The organism is Bradyrhizobium yuanmingense (assembly GCF_900094575.1).
GTDB lineage: Bacteria > Pseudomonadota > Alphaproteobacteria > Rhizobiales > Xanthobacteraceae > Bradyrhizobium > Bradyrhizobium yuanmingense.
Window position 1 is genome coordinate 1014736 of the sequence record NZ_FMAE01000001.1, and the last position, 19631, is coordinate 1034366.

Here is a 19631-nt window from a genome sequence, read left to right on the forward strand (position 1 = left end):
CTACCGGCGCGCTTCCTTGAGGCGTTCACTCCAGGCGGAGATCTGCGTCTCGATCACGGTCTGGTCGGCCACGACGCGCACCTCGAGCGTCTCGGCGGCCACGTATGCGATGCCCGTTCGCCTGGACGCCTCGAGCTGCGTCTTCACGAGGTCCAGCAGCTCGCTCGGGCCGGTGACCTTGAAGGCGGGCGCCGACGAGCTGCCGGTCAGCGCCGCGATCTGCTCGACCAGCGATCCGATCGCCTTGTCGCGCACCGCATCGGCGAGGAACGGCAGCAGGATCCGCGCCACGGAGCTTGCGATGTTGGTCTCGATCTCGCGGCAGGCCGCCTCGAAGCCGCTGACGATCGCGACCGCCTGCTGGTCGGACCATTTGGCCCGCTCTTCGCCGAGCCGGATCGCACTGCGGACGCGCTCCTCGGCCAATTTGGCGTCGCCTTCCGCGACGCCCGCGGCATGGCCGCGCCGATAGGCATCGTCCAGGAGATTGACCGGCGGCGCTTCCGTCGCGGGCGCAGGGGACTGAGCCTGAAGCTGCGTGTGGGCCTGCGGCTGCGATTGAGGCTGCGGATCGCGCCTCGCCTCCTTTGGCCTGGTCAGCACGTCCTGGATTTTCGGAGGCGGGGGCGGCGGCGACGACTTGACCCGGCCGTTCGCATCGAACTGCGTCAGGAGTTTTCCGATTGCCGCGTTCATGCCGCCTCCTCGCGTCGCATCCAGTCTTTAAGGATCGCCGCCGCCTGCGTCTGATCGAGCCGGACGATCTGCTCGAGCCGCTTCTGCGGCGTTCGCTGCATCTTGCCTTCGAGGTCTTCGACGAGGTTGAGCTCGGCCTCCTCGCCGTCGGGCAGCGCAAGGGCCGCCGAGGCCTCGAGCTGGGCGGCCTCGGCCGCCTCGGCCTGCTCCTGCTCCGCGCGATGGGTCAGGATGCCGTTGACCGCCGGCCGCAGCCCGAACCAGACCAGCATCGAAGCCACGGCCAGGATCGTGATCGCGTTGATGACGCTGCCGAGCTGCTTGTTGATCATCTCGACGAAGCTGATCGGCGGCACCGGCGCCAGCTCACGCGAGCCCTCGATGAAATCGACGGCCGTCACCTGGATCTGATCGCCGCGCGCCTTGTCCAATCCGCCCGCGGTCGCCGCGAGCTGGCTGATCTCGGCGAGCTTGCTGTCGATGATGGCCTGGTTGCTCTTGTCGCCGAGATCGGCAACCAGCCGAGCGCGATTCACCAGGACGGCGATGAACAGCTTCTTGACCGAATAGCCGTCGCTGACCGTCGTTGTGGTCTTGGAGGAGACCTCGAAATTGGTGACGTCCTCGCGGCGGGTCTTGTCCTCGCTGGAGTTCTTGCCGCCGCCCGCATTCACCTGCTGGTCGGGGAGATTCTGCTGCACCGTGGTCGGCGACGAGCGGTCGGCGTTCTGCGAGGATTCCTTCTCGCGTACGGCCCGCACCGAGCGCTCGGCGCGGTTCTCGGGATCGTAGACCGTCTCGTTGATCTGCCGCTTGTCGGTGGACAGCTGCGGAGCGACGCTCACCTCGAAGTTGTCGAGGCCCAGATACGGCGTCAGCGCCTTGCGAATGCTCTCCTGCACCATGCCGCTGACCGTCTTCTGCAGGCTCGCCATCTTGGTTGGCGCGGCGCTGGCCTCGTCCTCTTCGGCGAGCAGCATCGAGCCGTCGGCATCGAGCACCGTCACCTTGTCGCGGCTCATGCCGGGAATGGCGGCGGCGACGAGATGCCGGATCGACTGTGCCGTGCGCGCCTCGATCGCGCCGTCGGTGCGCAGCACGACCGATGCCGAAGGCGGCTGCTGCGTGGCGCGGAACGAGCCGCGCACCGGCAGCACGATATGCACGCGCGCCGCCTTCACGCCCTTCATCAGCTGGACGGTGCGGGCGATCTCGCCTTCGAGCGCGCGCAGCTTGGTGACCTCCTGCATGAACGAGGTCAGCCCGAGCGAACCGATCTTGTCGAACAGCTCGTAGCCCGAATTGGCGCTGGTCGGCAGCCCCTTCTCGGCCAGCAGCATCCGCGCCTGCATGGTCTGGCTTGGACGCACCGAGACCGCATCGCCGGCGGAATTGACGTCGAAGGTGATGTTCTGCTCGCGCAGTGCCGCGCCGATGCGCGTCACGTCTTCGCGGGTGAGGCCGGTGTAGAGCGTTTCGAACTCGGGGCGGCTGAGATAATAGGCGCCGCCGACGACGGTGACGAGAACCGCAAAACCGATCAGTCCCAAGGCCATCAGGCGTCGCGGCCCAAGCTCCAGCAGATTGTTGAGCAGTTGCTGTACCTGCGCACGACTGAGCATATGACCTCGTACCAATGCGAATGGTGACGACACTCAGCTGCCAACCTTGTCTGAAGGTTGCGCGAGGCGCGAATGTTCGGGTTCGCTGGCGAGGCGTTGCAAATATGCAAGACGGGGCGACGCAATCGGTTTGGCAGGCGCGAGCAAGCGCTCGCGCGCAGGGCAGCCCGACCGGCTGCGGCATGTCGCAAGACGTATGACGAAGGTTCGATTGCCGGCATATCGCGTGTCGGCGCCCACCATCACGGCGGGGACCGTGCTCCCTGAGAGAGCACGGTCGTTTTCGAAAGCGCCGCTTAGCCGCGGAACAGCGACAGGATGCTCTGGCTGTTCTGGTTGGCGATCGAGAGCGCCTGAACGCCGAGCTGCTGCTGGGTCTGCAGAGCCTGCAGGCGGGTCGATTCCGCATTCATGTCGGCGTCGACGAGCTGGCCGACGCCGCGATCCACGGAGTCCATCAGGGTCTTGACGAATTCCGTGTTGGTCGAGATGCGGTTCTTGACCGCGCCGAGATCGGCAGCGGCCGAGGCCACCGAGTTGATCGCCGCCGTGACCTGCGCGATGTAGCCATCGAGCGTGGTCTGATCGGCCGCCGAGTCGGTCAGCGCGGCGATGTTGATCGTGTCGACCGAGGCGCTGCCGGCCACGGTGTCCAGAATGCCGGTCTGCGTGGTCGAGTAGAGCGTGTAATTGGCGGTCGTCACCGTGATCGAGCCGATGGTGGGCGTGCCGCCGACACGCGAGTAGGACGAGACGAGGTTGAAGCTCGTCGGGGTGGTGCCCGTCGTGGTGCTCAGCCAGTTGATGCCGTTGAAGGTGGCCGAATTGGCCTTCAGCTTCATGTCCTGCTGGATCTGGGTGATGTCGGCCTGGATCTTGGTGCGGTCGATACCGGCGGTCTTGGCTTCGACCAGCAGCGCCTGGAGCTTGGTCAGACCCGAGTCCTTGTCGCCGATCACCGAGGTCAGAGCGGTGTATTCGGTGTCGACGGTCGCAGCCGACAGGCCGAGCGAGTCGGAGACCGCGGACAGCGCGGCGTTGTCGGAGCGCATCGAGGTCGCAATCGACCAATAGGCAGCGTTGTCCGAGGCGGTGGACACGCGCTGCCCGGTGGAAATCCGGTTCTGCGTGGTGGCGAGTTGCGTGCTGACAGACCGCAGGGTCTGCAGCGCGGTCATGGCGGAGGAGTTGGTGAGAAGACTAGAACCCATTTTGATGTCCCTTTGAAGATTGACTTGAGTTGGGGACATACCGGGCTTGCACCGGTACGACAGGGCGGCGTCATGCCTTTGGGCGTGCCGCAAACGCGGGTTCAAGGCCCAATCTGTCGTAGCGGCGAGGTTAGCGAGCGAAGCTTGTGCGGGGCTTGTGGCCCTGTGTTCCGGCCGCAACAGTCGGCCGGACTTGGGCGCGTGGCCATGCCCAAACGAAAGGGCCGCGCTTCGCGAGAAGCGCGGCCCTCCCCAGATGACTTCCGCCTTAGCGGAACAGCGACAGGATGCTCTGGCTGCTGTTGTTGGCGATCGAGAGCGCCTGCACGCCGAGCTGCTGCTGGACCTGAAGGGCGGCCAGGCGGGTGGATTCCGCGTTCATGTCGGCGTCGACGAGCTGACCGACACCGCGGTCAACCGAGTCCATCAGCGACTTCACGAAGTTCGTGTTGGTCGAGATACGGTTCTTGACGGCACCGAGATTGGCGGCGGCCGAGGCCACCGAGTTGATCGCAGTCGTGACCTGCGCGATGTAGGCATCGAGCGTGGTCTGGTCGGCGGCCGAGTCGGTCAGCGCGGCGATGTTGATCGTGTCGACCGACGCACTGCCGGCCACGGTGTCCAGAATGCCGGTCTGCGTGGTCGAGTAGAGCGTGTAGTTGGCCGTCGTCACCGTGATCGAGCCGATGGTGGGCGTGCCGCCGACGCGCGAGTAGGATGACACGAGGCTGAAGCTCGTCGGGGTGGTACCCGTCGTGGTGCTCAGCCAGTTGATGCCGTTGAAGGTCGCCGAGTTGGCCTTCAGCTTCATGTCTTGCTGGATCTGGGTGATGTCCGCCTGGATCTTGGTGCGATCGATACCTGCGGTCTTGGACTGGACCAGCAGCGCCTGGAGCTTGGTCAGACCCGAGTCCTTGTCGCCGATCACCGAGGTCAGAGCGGTATATTCGGTGTCGACGGTCGCGGCCGACAGGCCGAGCGAGTCGGACACCGCCGAGAGCGCAGCGTTGTCGGAGCGCATCGACGTTGCGATCGACCAATAGGCGGCGTTGTCCGACGCGGTGGACACGCGCTGGCCGGTCGAGATCCGGTTCTGCGTGGTGGAGAGTTGCGAACCCACAGACCGCAGGGTCTGGAGTGCGGTCATGGCAGTCGAGTTCGTAAGCAGGCTTGACATTGCGAATGTCCCTTTATGTACGCGTTTACATTTTCACGAGGGGACATACCGGGCTTTCACCGGTACGGAAGGGCGGCATCATGCCTTTGGACCGATCTGTGTGGGTCCAACCCGCCGTGCCGCATTGCTAGCACGCCGAATCTTGCTTCCGGATTAAGACGAGCTTGAATTCCGCAGTAGAATCATATGGTTAAAATAACGCGCCGCTAACCAAATCCAGCACCTTTCGCTTAACCATAACCGGCCGGCCAGTGCTCACGAGAACGAGCGGACCAGCCCGGAGGCCAGCAGATTCCAGCCGTCGATCAGCACGAAGAACAGCATCTTGAACGGCAGCGCGAGGATCGTCGGCGGCATCATCATCATGCCCATCGACATGGTCAGCGTCGCCACGATCATGTCGATCACCAGGAACGGCAGGATGATGAGGAATCCGATCTCGAACGAGCGCCGGAGCTCGGAAATCATGAAGGCCGGAATGATGACGCGCAGATCGACCCGCTTGTCGTCGAACTTCCTGCGGAAGCTTTCGGCGGCGAGCGCTTCGAAGGTCTGGAGATCCTTGTCGCGGACATGGGCCAGCATGAACTCGCGGAACGGGTCCGTGATCTTCAGATAGGCTTCCTCTTCCGATATCTCGTTCTTCATCAGCGGCTGGACGCCGCTCTCCCAGGCCCGGTCGAAGGTCGGCGCCATGACATAGAAGGTCATGAACAGCGCGAGGCTGATCAGCACCAGGTTGGCGGGCGTGGTCTGGAGGCCGAGACCGGCGCGCAGGAACGACAACGCCACCGCAAATCGCGTGAAGCTCGTCACCATGATGAGCAGCCCCGGCGCCACCGACAGCACCGTGATCAGCGCCATCAGCTGGATGATCCGGCCGCTGGTCGAGCCGTTTCCGGGCGGCAGCAGGGAATTCAGGTCCGGAATTTGGGCCAGCGCCGCTTCGGGCAGCACGACCAGAACCAGCGCGAGCAGCAGGACTTTCACCCTCACTGGATCACCAGCGTCTCGATGATCAATTCGCGGACCTTGCCTGACGAGCGGATATTGGCGCGCTCGGTCAGGTCGTCGCGCAGATGCTGGAGCCCGCGCGATCCCTCGAACTGCGCGACCGTCGCCGACCGCAGATAGGTCACGATGTCCTCGCTGATGTGGGCGGCCAGAATGCCGGCATCCTCGTCGCTCATGCTGTCGGTCACCATCGAGGCTTCTATGCGCGCCCAATTATTCGCCGGCGCGGCGAGATTGGTCACGATCGGGGACAATTTCCGGAGCCGCGCACTGCCGGTGTAGCTCGACGCGATCGGCGGCGAAGTGGCGTTCTTCTTGGCGTCGGCAACGCGTTCGGCGGTCGCGATCAGATGCAAACCGGCAATCGCGCCCGCGCCGATCGCGATCAGGGTCAGCACGACGATGGCGGCGATCAGGCGCATGGCGTCGCCCGCCATCGCGGCGCGATCCGGCCGGCTCGGGCCTCAGAATGGTGCCACGGCGTCATAGATCCGGTGTCCCCATCCAGGCTGCTGCACGTCCGACAGATTTCCGCGCCCGCCGTAGGACACGCGCGCCTCGGCGATCTTGTCGTAGGAGATGGTGTTGGCCCGCGAGATGTCACGCGGACGCACGATGCCGCCGACCTTGAGCACGCGCATCTCCGTGTTGACGCGAAATTCCTGCGAGCCGCTGATCATCATGTTGCCGTTGGGCAGCACGTCGGTGACGATGGCCGCTATCGAGAGCCTGATGTCCTCGGTGCGGTCGATCTGGCCGTTGCCCTTGATCTGGGTATTGGTGCTGAGATTGGCGTTGGCCGAACCCGTGTCGTTCCATCCGGCGATGTCCATCAGCCAGTCGAGACCGAACTTGACCTGCGAATCGCGCGAGCGGCCGGTCTTGTTGTCGAGCTTGGCCTTGTCCTGCATCGAGATGATCACCGTCACGACGTCGCCGGTGCGGCGGGCGCGCGGATCGCGGTAGAGATCGGTGCCGTCGTCCCAGGTCGAGCGATAGCTGACGGGCGTGCGCATGCGCGGCGTCACCGGGATCGGATCGGCCTGCATCCGCAGGCCGCTGCCGACGGGCGACATCTGCGGACCGGTCAGGACTTCGGCCGGATCATGGAAGCAACCGGCAAGAAGTACGGACGCCGCGAGCAGCGAGAGGATGAGGATCGGCTTGGTCATCTATTTGCTCTTTCCGTCGTCCACGCGACGCATGCCGCCGAGCAGGTCTGCGAGGTGCGCCGCGCGTGCCGTGTCCATCTCGTTGAAGATCGCGCTCGAACTGCGCGGGCTGAGCTTGGCGAGCACAGCGGCGGCGGTCTCGTCAGCCATGCCGGCAATCTGCGTCGCCGCAGCTTCGGGCTTCATGCGCGAATAGATCTCGACGACGCTCGCTTCGGCTTTCTTCAGGAAGTCGTCGCGCAGCGCCATCCACTTCTCGTATTCGGCGCGCTTGGCCTCGACCTCGGCGATGCGCTCGCGCAGCAGGCTCTCGGCCTTCTCGAGCTCCTTGAGCTGCCAGGCCAGCCTGGCATCGACGGCGGGATCGGCGACGTTGCTGCAGAACAGCGCGATTTCGTTGTCCGGGGGCGGCGCAGCCTGCGGCGGTGCAGGCTTCGGCGGCGCCGTGACGCTGCCAGGCTTGGCCGGACGGGCAGGCGCCGGTGTCTCCGGCACCGCACCGGTGACCGCGGGGCCCGAATCTTCGGCCGCCCATGCCGTGGCCCGGACCGACGCATTGTCGACAGGTGTCGCGGTGGCCGACGGCTGCGGCTTCTGCGGTCCGCCAGCGCGGGCGCGGGCGAAGGAGAGCAGGTTGAGCGGTTTCGACGGCTTGGCCTCGTCCAAGGCGAGCGCGGGCGAGGCGCTCGCGAGCATTGCTGCCGCGGCCAGCAGGAGGAGTTTGCCTTTGTGATCCAGCTTCAGCATCGGGCCGCGTGCGATTCTCGCTTCAGACCTGAGCATTGAGCGACCAAGCTTGCACGACGCTTGCGCATCATTGCACGATGACGTCGGCCTGGAGCGCGCCTGCCGTCTTGATCGCCTGCAGGATCGCGATGATCCCCGATGGCTTCAGGCCAATCTGGTTCAGCCCGCGCACCAAGCGCTGGAGATCGACCCCGCTCAGGATCGCCACCTGCGATCCGGCCTCGTTGGCTTCGACCACGGTCTGCGGGACGACCACCGTCTGTCCCCGCGAGAACGGCGCCGGCTGCGACACAACCGGCATCTCCGTGACGCGAACCGTCAGATTGCCGTGGGTCACGGCGACGGTGGATATCCGCACGTCGCGCCCGATCACGACCGTGCCGGTGCGCTCGTTGATCACGACCCGCGCCGGCGTATCCGGCTCGACCACCAATTCGCCAATCTCGGCGAGGAAGCGAACAGGGCCGACATGACGCGGCTTCGACAGCACGATGGTGCGGTAGTCGCGCTCGAAGGCGATCTGCGCGCGGTAGCGACCGCCGGCGTAGCGGTTGACAGCGTCGAGGATGCGCGTTGCGGTGACGAAGTCCGGGTTCTTCAGCTGTAGCACCAGGAACTCCATCTCGTGGAGACTTCCCTGCACCTCGCGTTCGACCAGCGCACCGTTCGGGATGCGCCCGGCCGTCGGCGTGCCCTGGCTGACGTTCTGCGCCTGGCCTCCGACGCTGTAGCCGGCAACCGTGATCGCGCCCTGTGCCACCGCATAGACGGCGCCGTCCGCCGCGCGCAGCGACGTCATCACCAATGTGCCGCCGAGCAGCGACGTCGCATCGCCGAGCGAGGACACGGTGACGTCCATGCGCTCGCCGGGCCCGATCGAAGGCGGCAGGTCCGCCGTCACCATCACCGCTGCGACGTTGCGCGTGCGCAGCGTGGTCGGACGCGGGGGATTGTTGGTGCTCGTGGTCTCGTTCCTGACGTTGATGCCCATGTTCTCGAGCATCGACTGCAGGGACTGTTCGGTGAACGGCGCGTTGCGCAGCGTGTCGCCGGTACCGTTGAGGCCGATGACGAGGCCGTAGCCGACGATCTGGTTCTCGCGCAAACCCTTGATGTCCGCGATGTCCTTGATGCGGACGGCGGCCTGGGCGCCGGCGGCCGACACCAGCAGCATGAGCGCAAGCAGGAGCCTGGTCATGACCCGTCCATGACCTTGACGCTGCCGTCCGGCTGGACGACGCCCCTGATGATCACGCCGGTGTCCGTATTGCGCACGGGGATCAGCGCGCCGGCCGCACCCGACTGCATGGCCGAGCCGTAAGTGACGATGGAGAGGCCGCTGTCCTCGACCACGACCTTGACCATGGCGCCGCGCGCGACGGTCCAGGGGTCCTCCACCGCGTTCGTCGGAATGGGCTGGCCCGGTAACAGCGCGCGCCGCGCCATGCGGCCGACCAGGATCTGACGCGCCTCGATGAACATGGCGACGCCGAGCAGGCTCGGCGCGAAGGCGCGCTCGGTGATCATCTCCTCGCGGATCAGCTCGCCGGCGCGGATCGAGACGGCCGGCACGGGAAGCCGCTTCTCCTCGGCCGCGGCGACCCGCGCCGTTACGAGAACCAGCAGCACGGCGGCCAACCCGCGCACGATCAGGCCCACCCTGTTCAACATCGAGACACCGGAACTAGCGCATGCCCTTCGAGACCGTCTGGGCCATTTCATCCGAGGCCTGGATGACCTTGGCATTCATTTCGTAGGCACGCTGTGCCGAGATCAACTCGGTGATTTCCTTGACCGGGTCGACGTTCGAGGCCTCGAGCCATTTCTGGTTGATCTTGCCATAGCCGGCATCGCCCGGCAGACCGACGACCGGCGTGCCGGACGCCGTGGTCTCCTTGTAGAGATTGCTGCCCAGCGGCTCGAGACCCGCTTCGTTGGCGAAGTTGGCGAGGTTGAGCTGGCCGATCTGCCGCGGATTCACTTCCGTGTCGAGCTTGGCAAACACCTGGCCGGTCTGGTTGACGGTGACCTCGACCGTCCCCTGCGGGATGGTGATCGCGGGATCCAGCAGGTAACCGTCGATCGTGACCAGCTGAGCGTTGGCGTTGACGTTGAACGAGCCCGCACGGGTGTATTGCACCTCGTTGTTGGGGCCGAGCACCTGAAACCAGCCACGTCCATTGATCGCGAGATCATAGGGATTGCCGGTCTGCGTCAGCGCGCCCTGGATGTGCAGCTTGCGGATCGCCGCGGACTTGACGCCGAGGCCGAGATTGGCACCTTCCGGAATCGGCGACGAGCCGTTGGTGTTCGCGACCCCCTGCATGCGGTCCATCTGGTAGAACAGATCGGTGAACTCCGCGCGCGCCCGTTTGTAGGAGGTCGAGTTGATGTTGGCGATGTTGTTCGCGATGACTTCGATGTTGGTCTGCTGGGCGTTCATGCCCGTGGCCGCGATGGCGAGCGATTTCACTGGTCCCACTCCTTCAGATCAAATCGACATCCGAACGACTTCCTGGTAGGCCTGGACGACCTTGTCGCGAACCGCGACCGCCGTCTGCAGGGCCTGCTCGGCCGACATCAGCGCTTCCACGACGCGGCGCGTCGATTCCTTGCCCTGCATTGCAGAGATCGATGCCGCCTCGCCCGCCTTCAGCGTCCCGATCGCATCCGACGTCACCTGCTTCATCACCGATTCGAAGCCGACGTCGTCACTGGTCTGGATCGCGGTGGTCGCCGCCGGCGAGACGGCCTGCGTCTCGGTCGCACGGCTCGCGGCTTGCCCTGCGGAAATCGCGGTGGATGAAATCGCCTCAAGCATGGTCAGCTCCTCAAGAGATCGATGGTCATGCCGAGCATGGACCTCACCTGCTTCACGACCTGGAGATTGGCCTCATAGGAGCGGTTGACCTCCCGCATGTCGGCCATCTCGATCATCATGTTCACGTTCGGCAGCTTGACGTAGCCGGCCTTGTCGGCGGCGGGATGCCCCGGATCGTACTCCACCCGGTAAGGCGTGGTGTCGACCCCGATCTCCTTGACCTTCGCGAGCTGTGCGCCCGAGGCGCGATCCATCGCCGCATCGAAGGTGATGGTCTTGCGCTGATACGGATCGGCGCCGGCGGCGCGCCCCGTCGAGGTGGCGTTCGCGAGGTTTTCCGAGACGATGCGCATGCGCGTCGACTGCGCTTCGAGCCCGGAGCTTGCGACCGTCAGCGAGGCGCTCAATGAGTCCAGCATGTCAATTCACCTCAGGCCTTTGCACTCGACAGCACCATGCGGTGAAACGACCGCACGATCGCCGCGTTCATCGAATAGTCGCGATTGACGTCGCTGCCCTTGATCATTTCCTGCTCGAGGCTGACGGAGTTGCCGGAGTGAACCACTTCCCAGCTGTCCTTCTTCGCGGTCGCCCGCGTGTCGGTCTCGGCTGCGGCCAATTGCATGTGCGAAGGCGACGTCGTCGCAAGCCTCACCGGCATGCCATCGAGCACCTTGTTGAACGGCTCGACGTCGCGCGCCCGAAAGCCCGGCGTGTTGGCGTTGGCGACGTTGGTGGCGATGGTCGACTGACGCAGCTCGAGATAGCGCGCCTGCGACGATGCGAGTTCGAAGAGAAAAAGCGGTCCCACGACGGCCCCATTCTGATCCATTCGGGACGAGCCTAGGGCGTTAAGCTTTCGTCAAGCTGTTGCGCGAAGCACCATCCTCGGAAATCTATCGAACGTTCTCGGGCCGCGGCGCCTGCTTGGATTGGAGGAAGTAGATGATCTCGGCAACGGGCCGGAAGAATTCCGCCGGAATCACCTGATCGACCTGGACTGCCTCGTAGAGCGCGCGCGCCAGCGCCTTGTTTTCGATGACGGGGATTCGGTTCTGCTCGGCAATCTCGCGGATCTTCAGCGCGATCACGTCCATGCCCTTGGCCACGACCAGCGGCGCGGCGTTTTCCTCGCGCTTGTAGCGCAGCGCGATCGCGAAGTGCGTCGGATTGGCAATCACCAGCGTCGCGCGCGAGGCCGAGGCGATCATGCGCTGGCGCGAACGGTCGCGCGCCAGCGAGCGCAGGCGCGCCTTGATCAGGGGATCGCCTTCCGCCTGCTTGTGCTCGTCCTTGATCTCCTGCTTGGTCATGCGCAGCTCGCGCCGCCAGTGGAAGCGCGCCCAGGCGAGATCGATCGCCACCAGCACGATGGTGGCGATGCAGATCGCCGAGACGATGCGCATCGCGATGTTGAGGATCATCTCCGGCAGCGCGACCGGGTCGGTGTACATGGCCTCGAACGCCCTCGCTTCGGACGCGCGCAGCACGAAGGCGACCACGGCGGTCACCGCGGCGAGCTTGAACAACGACTTGGCGAACTCGATCAGGCCCTGCGTCCCGAACAACCGCTTCCAGCCGCTGACTGGAGAGATTCGCGACATGTCAGGCTTGATCCGCTCGAGCACCAGGCGCGGCGCGTTCTGCAGCAGCGAGGCCGCGAGCCCGAACACCACCAGGATGACCACCAAGGGTACCAGGAACCGCAGCGCCTGCAGGCCGACCACGGTGAGCAGGTTCTGCGCGTCCGCACCGGTCGAGAGCGGGAAGCCCTCGGGATCGTCGAGCAGGCTCTTCAGCGTCGGCGTCAATTGCTGCACGCCCTGGCCGATCAGGAATGCCTGGATCACCATCAGCGCGGCCATCGAGGCGAAAATGGAGGCCTCCCGAGAGACCGGAATCTTGCCCTGTTCGAGCGCATCGCGGACTTTCTTCTCGGTCGGCTCTTCTGTCTTGCTCTCCTGATCGGATGTTTCTGCCATGCCCGTTCAGCGGTCAGCGGAAGACCAGCCCATCCTCCTGCTCGGGGTTGAGCTCGATTTCGCCCTTCTCCGCGAGGTCGAGTGCAAGGTCGGTGATCACACGGCGCGCCTCGAGCACGTCGCGCTGGTTCGACGGCTCGCCGATCGCGAGCTCGGCCTCGACGACGCGGCGGACGCGCGAGGCGACCGCGGACAGGATCACCTCGCGGAAATGCTTGTCGGTGCCCTTCAGTGCGACCACGATGCGGTCGGTCGGAACCTGGTCGAAGATCATGGTGCGCGCCTTCGGCGCCAGGTTGATGACGTCGTCGAAGGTGAACAACAGCTCCTTTAGCACCTCGGCCGACTTCGGACGCTTCTCCGACAGGCTCTTCAGGATGTCCTCGATGTGGCCGCGCTCCATCTTGTTGATGATGTCGGCGACGCGGGCGTAGGTGTCGGCGCCGAGGTTGCGGGCGAAATTCAGCGTCAGATCTTCGTGCAGCGTCTTCTCGAGGACCTTCATGGCGTCATCAACGATCGGCTTGAGGCTGAGCACGCGCCGCATCAACTCGTTGCGCAGACTCGACGGCAGCTGGCTCATGACCTTGGCGGCGCAGGACGGCTTGACTTTGGACAGGATGAGCGCCGCGGTCTGCGGATGCTCCTTGGACAGGTAGGTGGCCAGCGAATTTTCCGACACCGACGAGACGCGGTCCCACACAGAGCGGCTCGAATTGCCGAGTAGGTCCGTCATGATCGCCGAAACCTGATCGGCCGGAAGCACGTCGCCGAGCACCGCTTCCAGGCCACCGAGGGTGCCGAGAATGTTCGCGCCCATCGAGAACTGCTGGGCGAACTCCTCGACGATCCCCTCGAGCTCCTGCGCGGTGATCGGCCGCAGCTCCGCCGCCGCCTTGGTGACGATGCGGATCTCCTGCGGCTCGAACTGCTGAAGCACGCTCGCCGCCGCCTGCCGGCCCATGGCCAGCAGGAGCGCGGCGACCTTTTCCGTGCCGCCCAGCGTGGTAACGCCTCGCTGCTTGACGGGAGCGATGCCGACCGGTGCCGCCATGGTCAGGTATCACCCTGCCCCAGCGGTCCGACGATCTCCGTGAGTGAGACGCCGAAGCGGGAATTGTCCTCTTCGACGACGACCACCTCGCCGCGGGCGACGATGCGGCCGTTGACGACGACGTCGACGGGCTCCCCGACCCGGTGATCGAGCGGAACCACCGCGCCGCGTCCGAGCTTCATCAGGTTCGCCACCGGAATGGTCGCCGATCCCAGCACCACCTGCATGGTGACGGGAATGCGCAAGATGGCGTCGACATTGGCGAACTTGCCGGTCTCCTCGGCCGTGCGCTGGGCGATCTCGGCCAGGCGTTCCAGCGGTGACGTCTCGGTCTCAGCCGATGCAGGTGCAGACTCGTAGTCGAATGATTGCGCCATATGGTATCGCCTCTTGGTACTTCCGCTGCCGGAGCGCCGTGGCGTTCCGGCCGTATTGCTCTGCCGGTGCCGGCATTCAGTGCTTGTTCAGCTCGGCGGTCGCGGCCGTCGCCGCGGGTGCGAGCCCGCTGCGCGCATCGAGCGCTGCGATCGCCTCGTGAGCCTGGTCGATCTTCGTGCTCAGCACGTTGGCGAGGCGTCCGAGATTCGCCGTGGAATCGTGCGCCGCGGTGATGACCGTGTCGAAGGCACCCGCGGTCTCGTGCATGATGGTTGAGAATTCGCCCTGATAGCTGCGCAGCCGCGCCAGCTCGCGATGCATCCTGGTCACCCGCAGGCTGGTGAAGGCGAGCGCAACCAGCAGCACGATATCAACGAGATAGGATATCATCGACGAACTCCCGCTTCTGATCGACGGGATCTGCCACCTGCATGGCGTAATAGCCGTCGAGCTGGCCGATCTGACACCAGAACAACACCTGATTGTTGCTTTCGAGACGGGCCAGCGTGCGCGGCGTGGCCTCGAGCTCGAGCACCTGCCCGACCTCGAACTTCACGACGTCGCCGAGCGTCACCATCTTCTCGTCGAGGACGGCGCTGAGGGTCACCTCGGTCCGCTGCACCTCGCTTTCCATCTGTTCGCGCCAGCGTGGGTCGGCGGCGCGACCGTCGCTGACGACCACGTGAGCGAGCTTCTGACGCAGCGGGTTGAGCGCGGAGTGCGGAATGATCAGGAACATCTGACCGCCGCGGTAGAGTGCCTGCACCATCATGTTCGCGCAGATCGACATGTTGCTGGCGCGTCCGATCGCCAGCGACGCCATCGCGGTCTCGACACGCTCGACGCGGAAGGTGACGTTGGACGTTCCGGCGAAGGCGCCTTGCAGCGCCTTGGCGAACCGCTCGAACAGCGCCTGGACCAGCCGTATCTCAATGTTCGAGAACGTCCGTTCGACGTCAAGCGGCGGTTCCGCTCCGTCAGAGCCGAACATCGCCTCGACCATCGTGAATACGAAGTCGCGGTCGAGCATGATAATGACGCGCGAATCCCACTGCTCGGCATAGAGCACGGCCGCGACCGCGTTGCCCTCGTAGTCCTTGATGATGTCGCCGAGCGGATCGTTGGTGATGCCGTTGACCGAGAAATAGCAGGGCGTTCCGGCCATCGGCTGCAGGCTGTCGGTGCACGATGCCGCCATGCGATCGAAGATCACATTGAGCATCGGCATACGCTCGATCGATATGCCGGCAGCGTCCAGCAGGTAGTTCGGCAGCTGCTTGCGCTGGTCGACTTCGGCGTCTTCCATCATCATGCGCGCGCCGCCTTGGGTTCAGCGTCGGCAGCGACGGGCTTGGGACCTGCGATCGTCTCGTTTTCGACGACGTCGATCGAGGGACGCTCGCTGCTGGAGATCATCTTGCGGCCGTGCTCGACGGCGATCTGCGGCATGGCACCGTTCATGAATGCCAGCAGCGTCTGCTTGACGATGATGTAGGGCCGACACTTCTTCTCGCGCGTCATCTTGATCTTGATCGCGAAGGGCGAAAGCACGCCATAGGACAGGAAGATGCCTGCGAAGGTGCCTACCAGGGCTGCACCGATAAAGCCGCCCAATAGCTTCGGAGACTGGTCGAGCGCGCCCATCGCCTTGATGACGCCAAGCACGGCGGCGACGATGCCGAGCGCCGGCAGCGCCTCGGACACCGTCACCAGCGCATGATAGGGCGCCAGCTTGCCTTTCACGATGGTATGGATCTCCTCGTCCATCAGTGCCTCGATCTCGTGCGTGCGCGCATTGCCCATGATGATGAGACGGACATAGTCGCAGATGAACTGGAGCAGCGAGGGATCTCCGAGCACGCTCGGGAACGCCTTGAAGATCTCGGAGTTCGAGGGGTCGTCGATATGCGCCTCGACTTCGTTGCGCCCCTTGCCCCGCAGCTCGCGCATCAGAGCGTGGAGCGCGCCGAGCAAGTCAAGGTAGTAGCGCTGGCCGGGCACCGCGCCGGTGATGGCCTGCATGCAGGCGACGCCCGTGTCCACCACCGTCTTCCATGGATTGGCCACGATGAAGGTGCCGACCGCGGTTCCCATGATGATCACGAACTCCCACGGCTGCATGAGCACGGCCAGGTGCCCGCCCATGGCGGCAAAGCCGCCGAGCAGCGCCGCTACCGTGATGAAAATCCCCACGAAACTGCCCAACGCGCCGCTCCATCGCCGATCCCACCTGGAATACCTAGTCGGCGACGCTTGCGCGAAGCTGGCTTCGAGGTCGACAGCCCCGCGCAAGCAATTGGCGGCAGCTTGAAGCGGGGTCGCGACCTGCGGCCAGAGGGGCGCGTGTCATGCTATCCACCATCGCGGACTACACCAGGCTGACCAAGGACATGGGCAAGTCGCTGACGCAGGTCGCGAAGCAGCCGGACGTCAGCCGCGACACCGACTATTTCCTCGGCCATATCGGCAAAGTGAAGACCATCGACGATTTCCTGAAGGACTATCGTCTCTATTCCTATGCGATGAAGGCCTATGGCCTCAGCGACATGACCTACGCCAAGGCGTTCATGCGCAAGGTGCTGACCGAGGGTGTCGCGAGCAAGGACGCCTTCGCCAACAAGCTGACCGACACCCGCTACCGGCAATTCGCGACCGCCTTCAATTTCGCCGCACTCGGCGACAAGGCGACCCAGACCGCCGCGGCCACGACCGGCACCGCGACCCAGTACGTCACGCAGACGATGGAGGAGAAGGCCGGCGATCAGAACGAAGGCCTGCGTTTGGCGCTGTATTTCACCCGCAAGGCTTCCACGATCACGACCGCCTACCAGATCCTGGCCGACAAGGCGCTGACGCAGGTGGTGCAGACCGCGCTCGGCCTGCCGTCGACGATCAGCGCGGCGAACATCGACGCCCAGGCCAAGATGATCGCGGACAAGATCAAGCTCACCGACTTCCAGGATCCCGCCAAGGTGACCAAGTTCGTGCAGCGCTTTGCGGCGATGTGGGATGCGACCCAGGCCCGGAACGACAGCTCGACCAATCCCGCGCTGGTCCTGATCGCCGGCGCCGCGACGTCGGTCAGCATGGATACCAACGTGCTCACGACGCTTCAGAACATCAAGTTCAACAGGTAAGTCATGCAATCGGCTCTCTATGTGGGATTGTCGGCGCAGGTCGCCCTCGAAAAGCGCCTCCAGACGATCGCCAACAACGTCGCCAACGTCAACACGGCCGCGTTCCGCACCGACGTGGTGAAGTTCGAGACCGTGCTGTCCAAGGCGGGGCCGACGCCGGTGGCGTTCTCCTCGCCCGGCGACAACATCATCTCGCGCGAGATGGGCAACATTACCGAGAGCGGCAACCCGCTCGACGTCGCCGTGGTCGGCCAGGGCTGGATCGCCTTCGCCGGTCCGAACGGCACGGTCTACACGCGCGACGGCCGGCTCCAGATCGCCCCCAACGGCGATCTTCAGACCGTGAGCGGCTTTCCGATCGTCGATTCCGGCGGCGCGCAGATCACGCTCGACCCGAACGGCGGACCGATCTCGATCGCGCGCAGCGGCGCAATCATCCAGGACAACAACGAGATCGGCACCATCGGCCTGTTCAGCATTCCGGCCGACGCCAATCTCGAACGCTACGGCAATTCCGGCGTGACGCCCGACCGGCCTGCGACCGCCATCGCGGACTTCTCCCGGGACGGCTTCAAGCAGGGCTATGTCGAAGGCTCCGGCGCCAATCCGATGCTCGAACTGACGCGGCTGATCTCGGCCTCGCGCGCTTTCGATGGCACCAACTCGATGATCGAGGGCACCGAGAGCTCGCTGCAGAACGCGATCCGGACCCTCGGCGAACCCGGCAAGTAGATTGCGCGCCAAGCGCGCAGGATGAGGTTGGACGGTTTCCTTGAACGCTCTTCGGCAACTCGAGTGGGCGCTGCTGGAGCTTCAGCAGAGCACTCCCCTGGCAAGCGTCAGTGGCGCGATCTCCGAGATCGCGCCGACGCATTTCCGCGTCTCCGGCCTGTCGCGCTTCGTCAGGCTCGGCGAGCTCATCGGCGTCGATTGCGGCGGTAAGCGCCAGATCGGCGAGGTGGTGCGGATCGACAGCGACGGCATCATCGCCAAGCCGTTCGACCGGCAATTTGGCGGCGGGCTCGGCTCGGCGGCCTACCGGATGCCGCCGCTGTCCTTCGCGCCCGATCCGAGCTGGAAGGGCCGCGTCATCAACGCCCTCGGCGCGCCGCTGGACGGACAGGGGCCGCTCACGCAAGGGTCGCAGGCGGTCTCGACGGAGGCGGAGGCGCCGTCGGCCATGAAGCGTGCGCGCGTGCACAAGCCGCTGCGCACCGGCGTACGCGTCATCGACCTGTTCGCGCCGGTCTGCGCCGGCCAGCGCGTCGGCATCTTTGCCGGATCGGGCGTCGGCAAATCGACGCTGCTCGCGATGCTCGCCCGCAGCCAGGGCTTCGATACGGTCGTGCTGGCCCTGGTCGGCGAGCGCGGCCGCGAGGTGCGCGAGTTCATCGAGGACGTGCTGGGCAACGACCGTCATCGCGCTGTCACAATCGTCTCGACGGGCGACGAAAGCCCGATGATGCGGCGACTGGCGCCGAAGACGGCGATGGCGGTGGCCGAATATTTCCGCGACCGCGGCGAATCGGTCCTGCTGATGGTGGATTCGATCACCCGTTTTGCCCACGCCGCCCGCGAGGTCGCGCTCGCCGCCGGCGAGCCCGCGGTGGCGCGCGGCTACGCGCCGACGGTCTTCACCGATCTGCCGCGCCTGCTCGAGCGCGCCGGTCCGGGCGAGGAGGGATCCGGCACCATCACCGGGATCTTCTCCGTGCTGGTCGACGGCGACGATCACAACGAGCCGATCGCCGACACCATCCGCGGCACGCTCGATGGGCACATCGTGCTCTCAAGGCACATCGCCGACCAGGCGCGCTATCCGGCCGTCGATGTTCTGGCCTCGGTCTCCCGCCTCGCCCACAACGTCTGGGACCCCGAGGAGCGCGAATTGGTGAGCAAGCTGCGCGCCATGATCGCGAAATACGAGGACACGCGCGACCTTCGCCTGATGGGCGGTTATCAGCCCGGACGTGATTCGGGCCTCGACCAGGCGGTCGAGATGGTTCCGCGAATCTACAACGCGATGCGACAGGGCGCGTCGGCCCCGCCGAGCGCCGATCCTTTCCGCGAGCTTCGGGACATGCTCAAGGGCGACTGACGGGTGGAGAGGGTGAGGCGCCTGCCGTCCGCCCGGCCCGTGGTTTTCGACAAGAGATTGCGCATGTCGCTACGCTTCCAGCGCATGCGCGTGCACACAGGCTCACCGATTTTCGTCGTGAGCGAATTCGCCGCTCGGGTGTGCACGAGCTGGCAAGCGCTGTGCAAGCAATCGAAGAGTCTATTCTGCAAACACGACGGGAACAACCGCCGCGTGCAATTCCAATGAGTTCCCTCGACGATTCCGCGGCAGAACGCACAAGTTGTGGATGACGTGCCGCCAAACGTCATCGTGATGCACAAGCTTCGATCAGTTTGCATCAATGCAAGACAACAACGCGCGTGCAATCAAACTCTCACAATATCGAGTGCATATTACTCGCCGCGCCATGTATTGCGTTCACCATCATGTGTCCCGAACAACGAGATTGCCCTTGAACGTTACATTCGCCTGCGACGACATCCAGCCTGTGAGAGGGTCTCTACTTGATTTTGTTGAGAAGCTCATCCATCGTTTTGGTTG

At 64.9% G+C, this 19631-nt stretch carries 23 protein-coding genes; 3 read left to right on the forward strand and 20 right to left on the reverse strand.

Annotated features, from left to right (window positions below; all coding sequences use genetic code 11):
* The 20 genes from GA0061099_RS04625 to motA form a co-directional block, all read right to left on the reverse strand.
* On the reverse strand, window positions 1–696 hold the full coding sequence (locus GA0061099_RS04625; protein ID WP_036027422.1) for a FliH/SctL family protein: 696 nt from the start codon (window positions 694–696) through the stop codon (window positions 1–3).
* Window positions 693–2318, reverse strand: a complete 1626-nt coding sequence (gene fliF, locus GA0061099_RS04630; protein WP_036007021.1) for a flagellar basal-body MS-ring/collar protein FliF — start codon at window positions 2316–2318, stop codon at window positions 693–695. The genes GA0061099_RS04625 and fliF overlap by 4 nt, the downstream gene beginning before the upstream one ends.
* A 296-nt stretch (window positions 2319–2614) precedes the next feature.
* Window positions 2615–3529, reverse strand: coding sequence for a flagellin N-terminal helical domain-containing protein (locus GA0061099_RS04635; RefSeq protein ID WP_036007019.1), 915 nt, complete (start codon window positions 3527–3529; stop codon window positions 2615–2617).
* Window positions 3530–3797: 268 nt separating this feature from the next.
* Entirely contained in the window at window positions 3798–4706 is a 909-nt protein-coding gene (locus GA0061099_RS04640) for a flagellin N-terminal helical domain-containing protein (protein ID WP_036007017.1), read from the reverse strand.
* A gap of 255 nt (window positions 4707–4961) precedes the next feature.
* Window positions 4962–5702, reverse strand: a complete 741-nt coding sequence (fliP, locus tag GA0061099_RS04645) for a flagellar type III secretion system pore protein FliP (protein ID WP_036007014.1) — start codon at window positions 5700–5702, stop codon at window positions 4962–4964.
* On the reverse strand, window positions 5699–6142 hold the full coding sequence (locus GA0061099_RS04650; RefSeq protein WP_036027480.1) for a flagellar basal body-associated FliL family protein: 444 nt from the start codon (window positions 6140–6142) through the stop codon (window positions 5699–5701). The genes fliP and GA0061099_RS04650 overlap by 4 nt, the downstream gene beginning before the upstream one ends.
* A gap of 42 nt (window positions 6143–6184) precedes the next feature.
* Window positions 6185–6892, reverse strand: coding sequence for a flagellar basal body L-ring protein FlgH (flgH, locus tag GA0061099_RS04655; protein ID WP_036027425.1), 708 nt, complete (start codon window positions 6890–6892; stop codon window positions 6185–6187).
* Window positions 6893–7639 carry a MotE family protein gene (locus GA0061099_RS04660; RefSeq protein WP_036027426.1) on the reverse strand — a complete coding sequence of 249 codons (747 nt, stop codon included), beginning with the start codon at window positions 7637–7639 and terminating at the stop codon, window positions 6893–6895.
* A 67-nt stretch (window positions 7640–7706) separates the two neighbouring features.
* Complete coding sequence (gene flgI, locus GA0061099_RS04665) at window positions 7707–8837, reverse strand: flagellar basal body P-ring protein FlgI (protein ID WP_036007006.1); 1131 nt, start codon at window positions 8835–8837, stop codon at window positions 7707–7709.
* Window positions 8834–9310, reverse strand: a complete 477-nt coding sequence (gene flgA / locus GA0061099_RS04670) for a flagellar basal body P-ring formation chaperone FlgA (protein WP_074447553.1) — start codon at window positions 9308–9310, stop codon at window positions 8834–8836. The genes flgI and flgA overlap by 4 nt, the downstream gene beginning before the upstream one ends.
* Before the next feature lie 13 nt (window positions 9311–9323).
* The gene (flgG, locus tag GA0061099_RS04675; protein ID WP_036006992.1) at window positions 9324–10112 is read right to left on the reverse strand and encodes a flagellar basal-body rod protein FlgG; all 789 of its coding nucleotides are present in this window, start codon (window positions 10110–10112) and stop codon (window positions 9324–9326) included.
* Window positions 10113–10130: 18 nt separating this feature from the next.
* Window positions 10131–10460, reverse strand: coding sequence for a flagellar hook-basal body complex protein FliE (gene fliE, locus GA0061099_RS04680; RefSeq protein WP_036006990.1), 330 nt, complete (start codon window positions 10458–10460; stop codon window positions 10131–10133).
* 2 nt (window positions 10461–10462) lie between these two features.
* Window positions 10463–10879, reverse strand: a complete 417-nt coding sequence (flgC, locus tag GA0061099_RS04685; RefSeq protein ID WP_036006988.1) for a flagellar basal body rod protein FlgC — start codon at window positions 10877–10879, stop codon at window positions 10463–10465.
* 11 nt (window positions 10880–10890) lie between these two features.
* Window positions 10891–11292 (reverse strand): flagellar basal body rod protein FlgB, encoded by a 402-nt coding sequence (gene flgB, locus GA0061099_RS04690; protein WP_036027427.1) that lies wholly within the window; start codon window positions 11290–11292, stop codon window positions 10891–10893.
* A 64-nt stretch (window positions 11293–11356) separates the two neighbouring features.
* On the reverse strand, window positions 11357–12442 hold the full coding sequence (flhB, locus tag GA0061099_RS04695) for a flagellar biosynthesis protein FlhB (RefSeq protein ID WP_036027429.1): 1086 nt from the start codon (window positions 12440–12442) through the stop codon (window positions 11357–11359).
* A 13-nt stretch (window positions 12443–12455) separates the two neighbouring features.
* On the reverse strand, window positions 12456–13496 hold the full coding sequence (locus GA0061099_RS04700; protein ID WP_036027431.1) for a flagellar motor switch protein FliG: 1041 nt from the start codon (window positions 13494–13496) through the stop codon (window positions 12456–12458).
* 2 nt (window positions 13497–13498) lie between these two features.
* Complete coding sequence (gene fliN, locus GA0061099_RS04705; protein WP_036006979.1) at window positions 13499–13873, reverse strand: flagellar motor switch protein FliN; 375 nt, start codon at window positions 13871–13873, stop codon at window positions 13499–13501.
* Between the two features lie 76 nt (window positions 13874–13949).
* The gene (locus GA0061099_RS04710; protein WP_036006976.1) at window positions 13950–14264 is read right to left on the reverse strand and encodes a hypothetical protein; all 315 of its coding nucleotides are present in this window, start codon (window positions 14262–14264) and stop codon (window positions 13950–13952) included.
* Complete coding sequence (locus GA0061099_RS04715; RefSeq protein ID WP_036006973.1) at window positions 14245–15186, reverse strand: flagellar motor switch protein FliM; 942 nt, start codon at window positions 15184–15186, stop codon at window positions 14245–14247. Before GA0061099_RS04715 ends, GA0061099_RS04710 begins: the two co-directional genes overlap by 20 nt.
* A complete protein-coding gene (gene motA, locus GA0061099_RS04720; protein ID WP_036027433.1) occupies window positions 15183–16079 on the reverse strand; it encodes a flagellar motor stator protein MotA in 897 nt (298 codons plus the stop codon). The genes GA0061099_RS04715 and motA overlap by 4 nt, the downstream gene beginning before the upstream one ends.
* 143 nt (window positions 16080–16222) lie before the next feature.
* Here motA and GA0061099_RS04725 point away from each other — a divergent pair, with 143 nt between their 5' ends.
* Genes GA0061099_RS04725 through fliI form a run of 3 tightly spaced genes read left to right on the forward strand, consistent with a single transcriptional unit; the run spans window position 16223 to window position 19109 of the window.
* The gene (locus GA0061099_RS04725) at window positions 16223–17011 is read left to right on the forward strand and encodes a DUF1217 domain-containing protein (protein WP_036027435.1); all 789 of its coding nucleotides are present in this window, start codon (window positions 16223–16225) and stop codon (window positions 17009–17011) included.
* Window positions 17012–17014: 3 nt separating this feature from the next.
* Window positions 17015–17743 (forward strand): flagellar basal-body rod protein FlgF, encoded by a 729-nt coding sequence (flgF, locus tag GA0061099_RS04730; RefSeq protein ID WP_036027436.1) that lies wholly within the window; start codon window positions 17015–17017, stop codon window positions 17741–17743.
* Window positions 17744–17783: 40 nt separating this feature from the next.
* Complete coding sequence (gene fliI / locus GA0061099_RS04735; RefSeq protein ID WP_036027437.1) at window positions 17784–19109, forward strand: flagellar protein export ATPase FliI; 1326 nt, start codon at window positions 17784–17786, stop codon at window positions 19107–19109.
* Window positions 19110–19631: the final 522 nt, after the last annotated feature.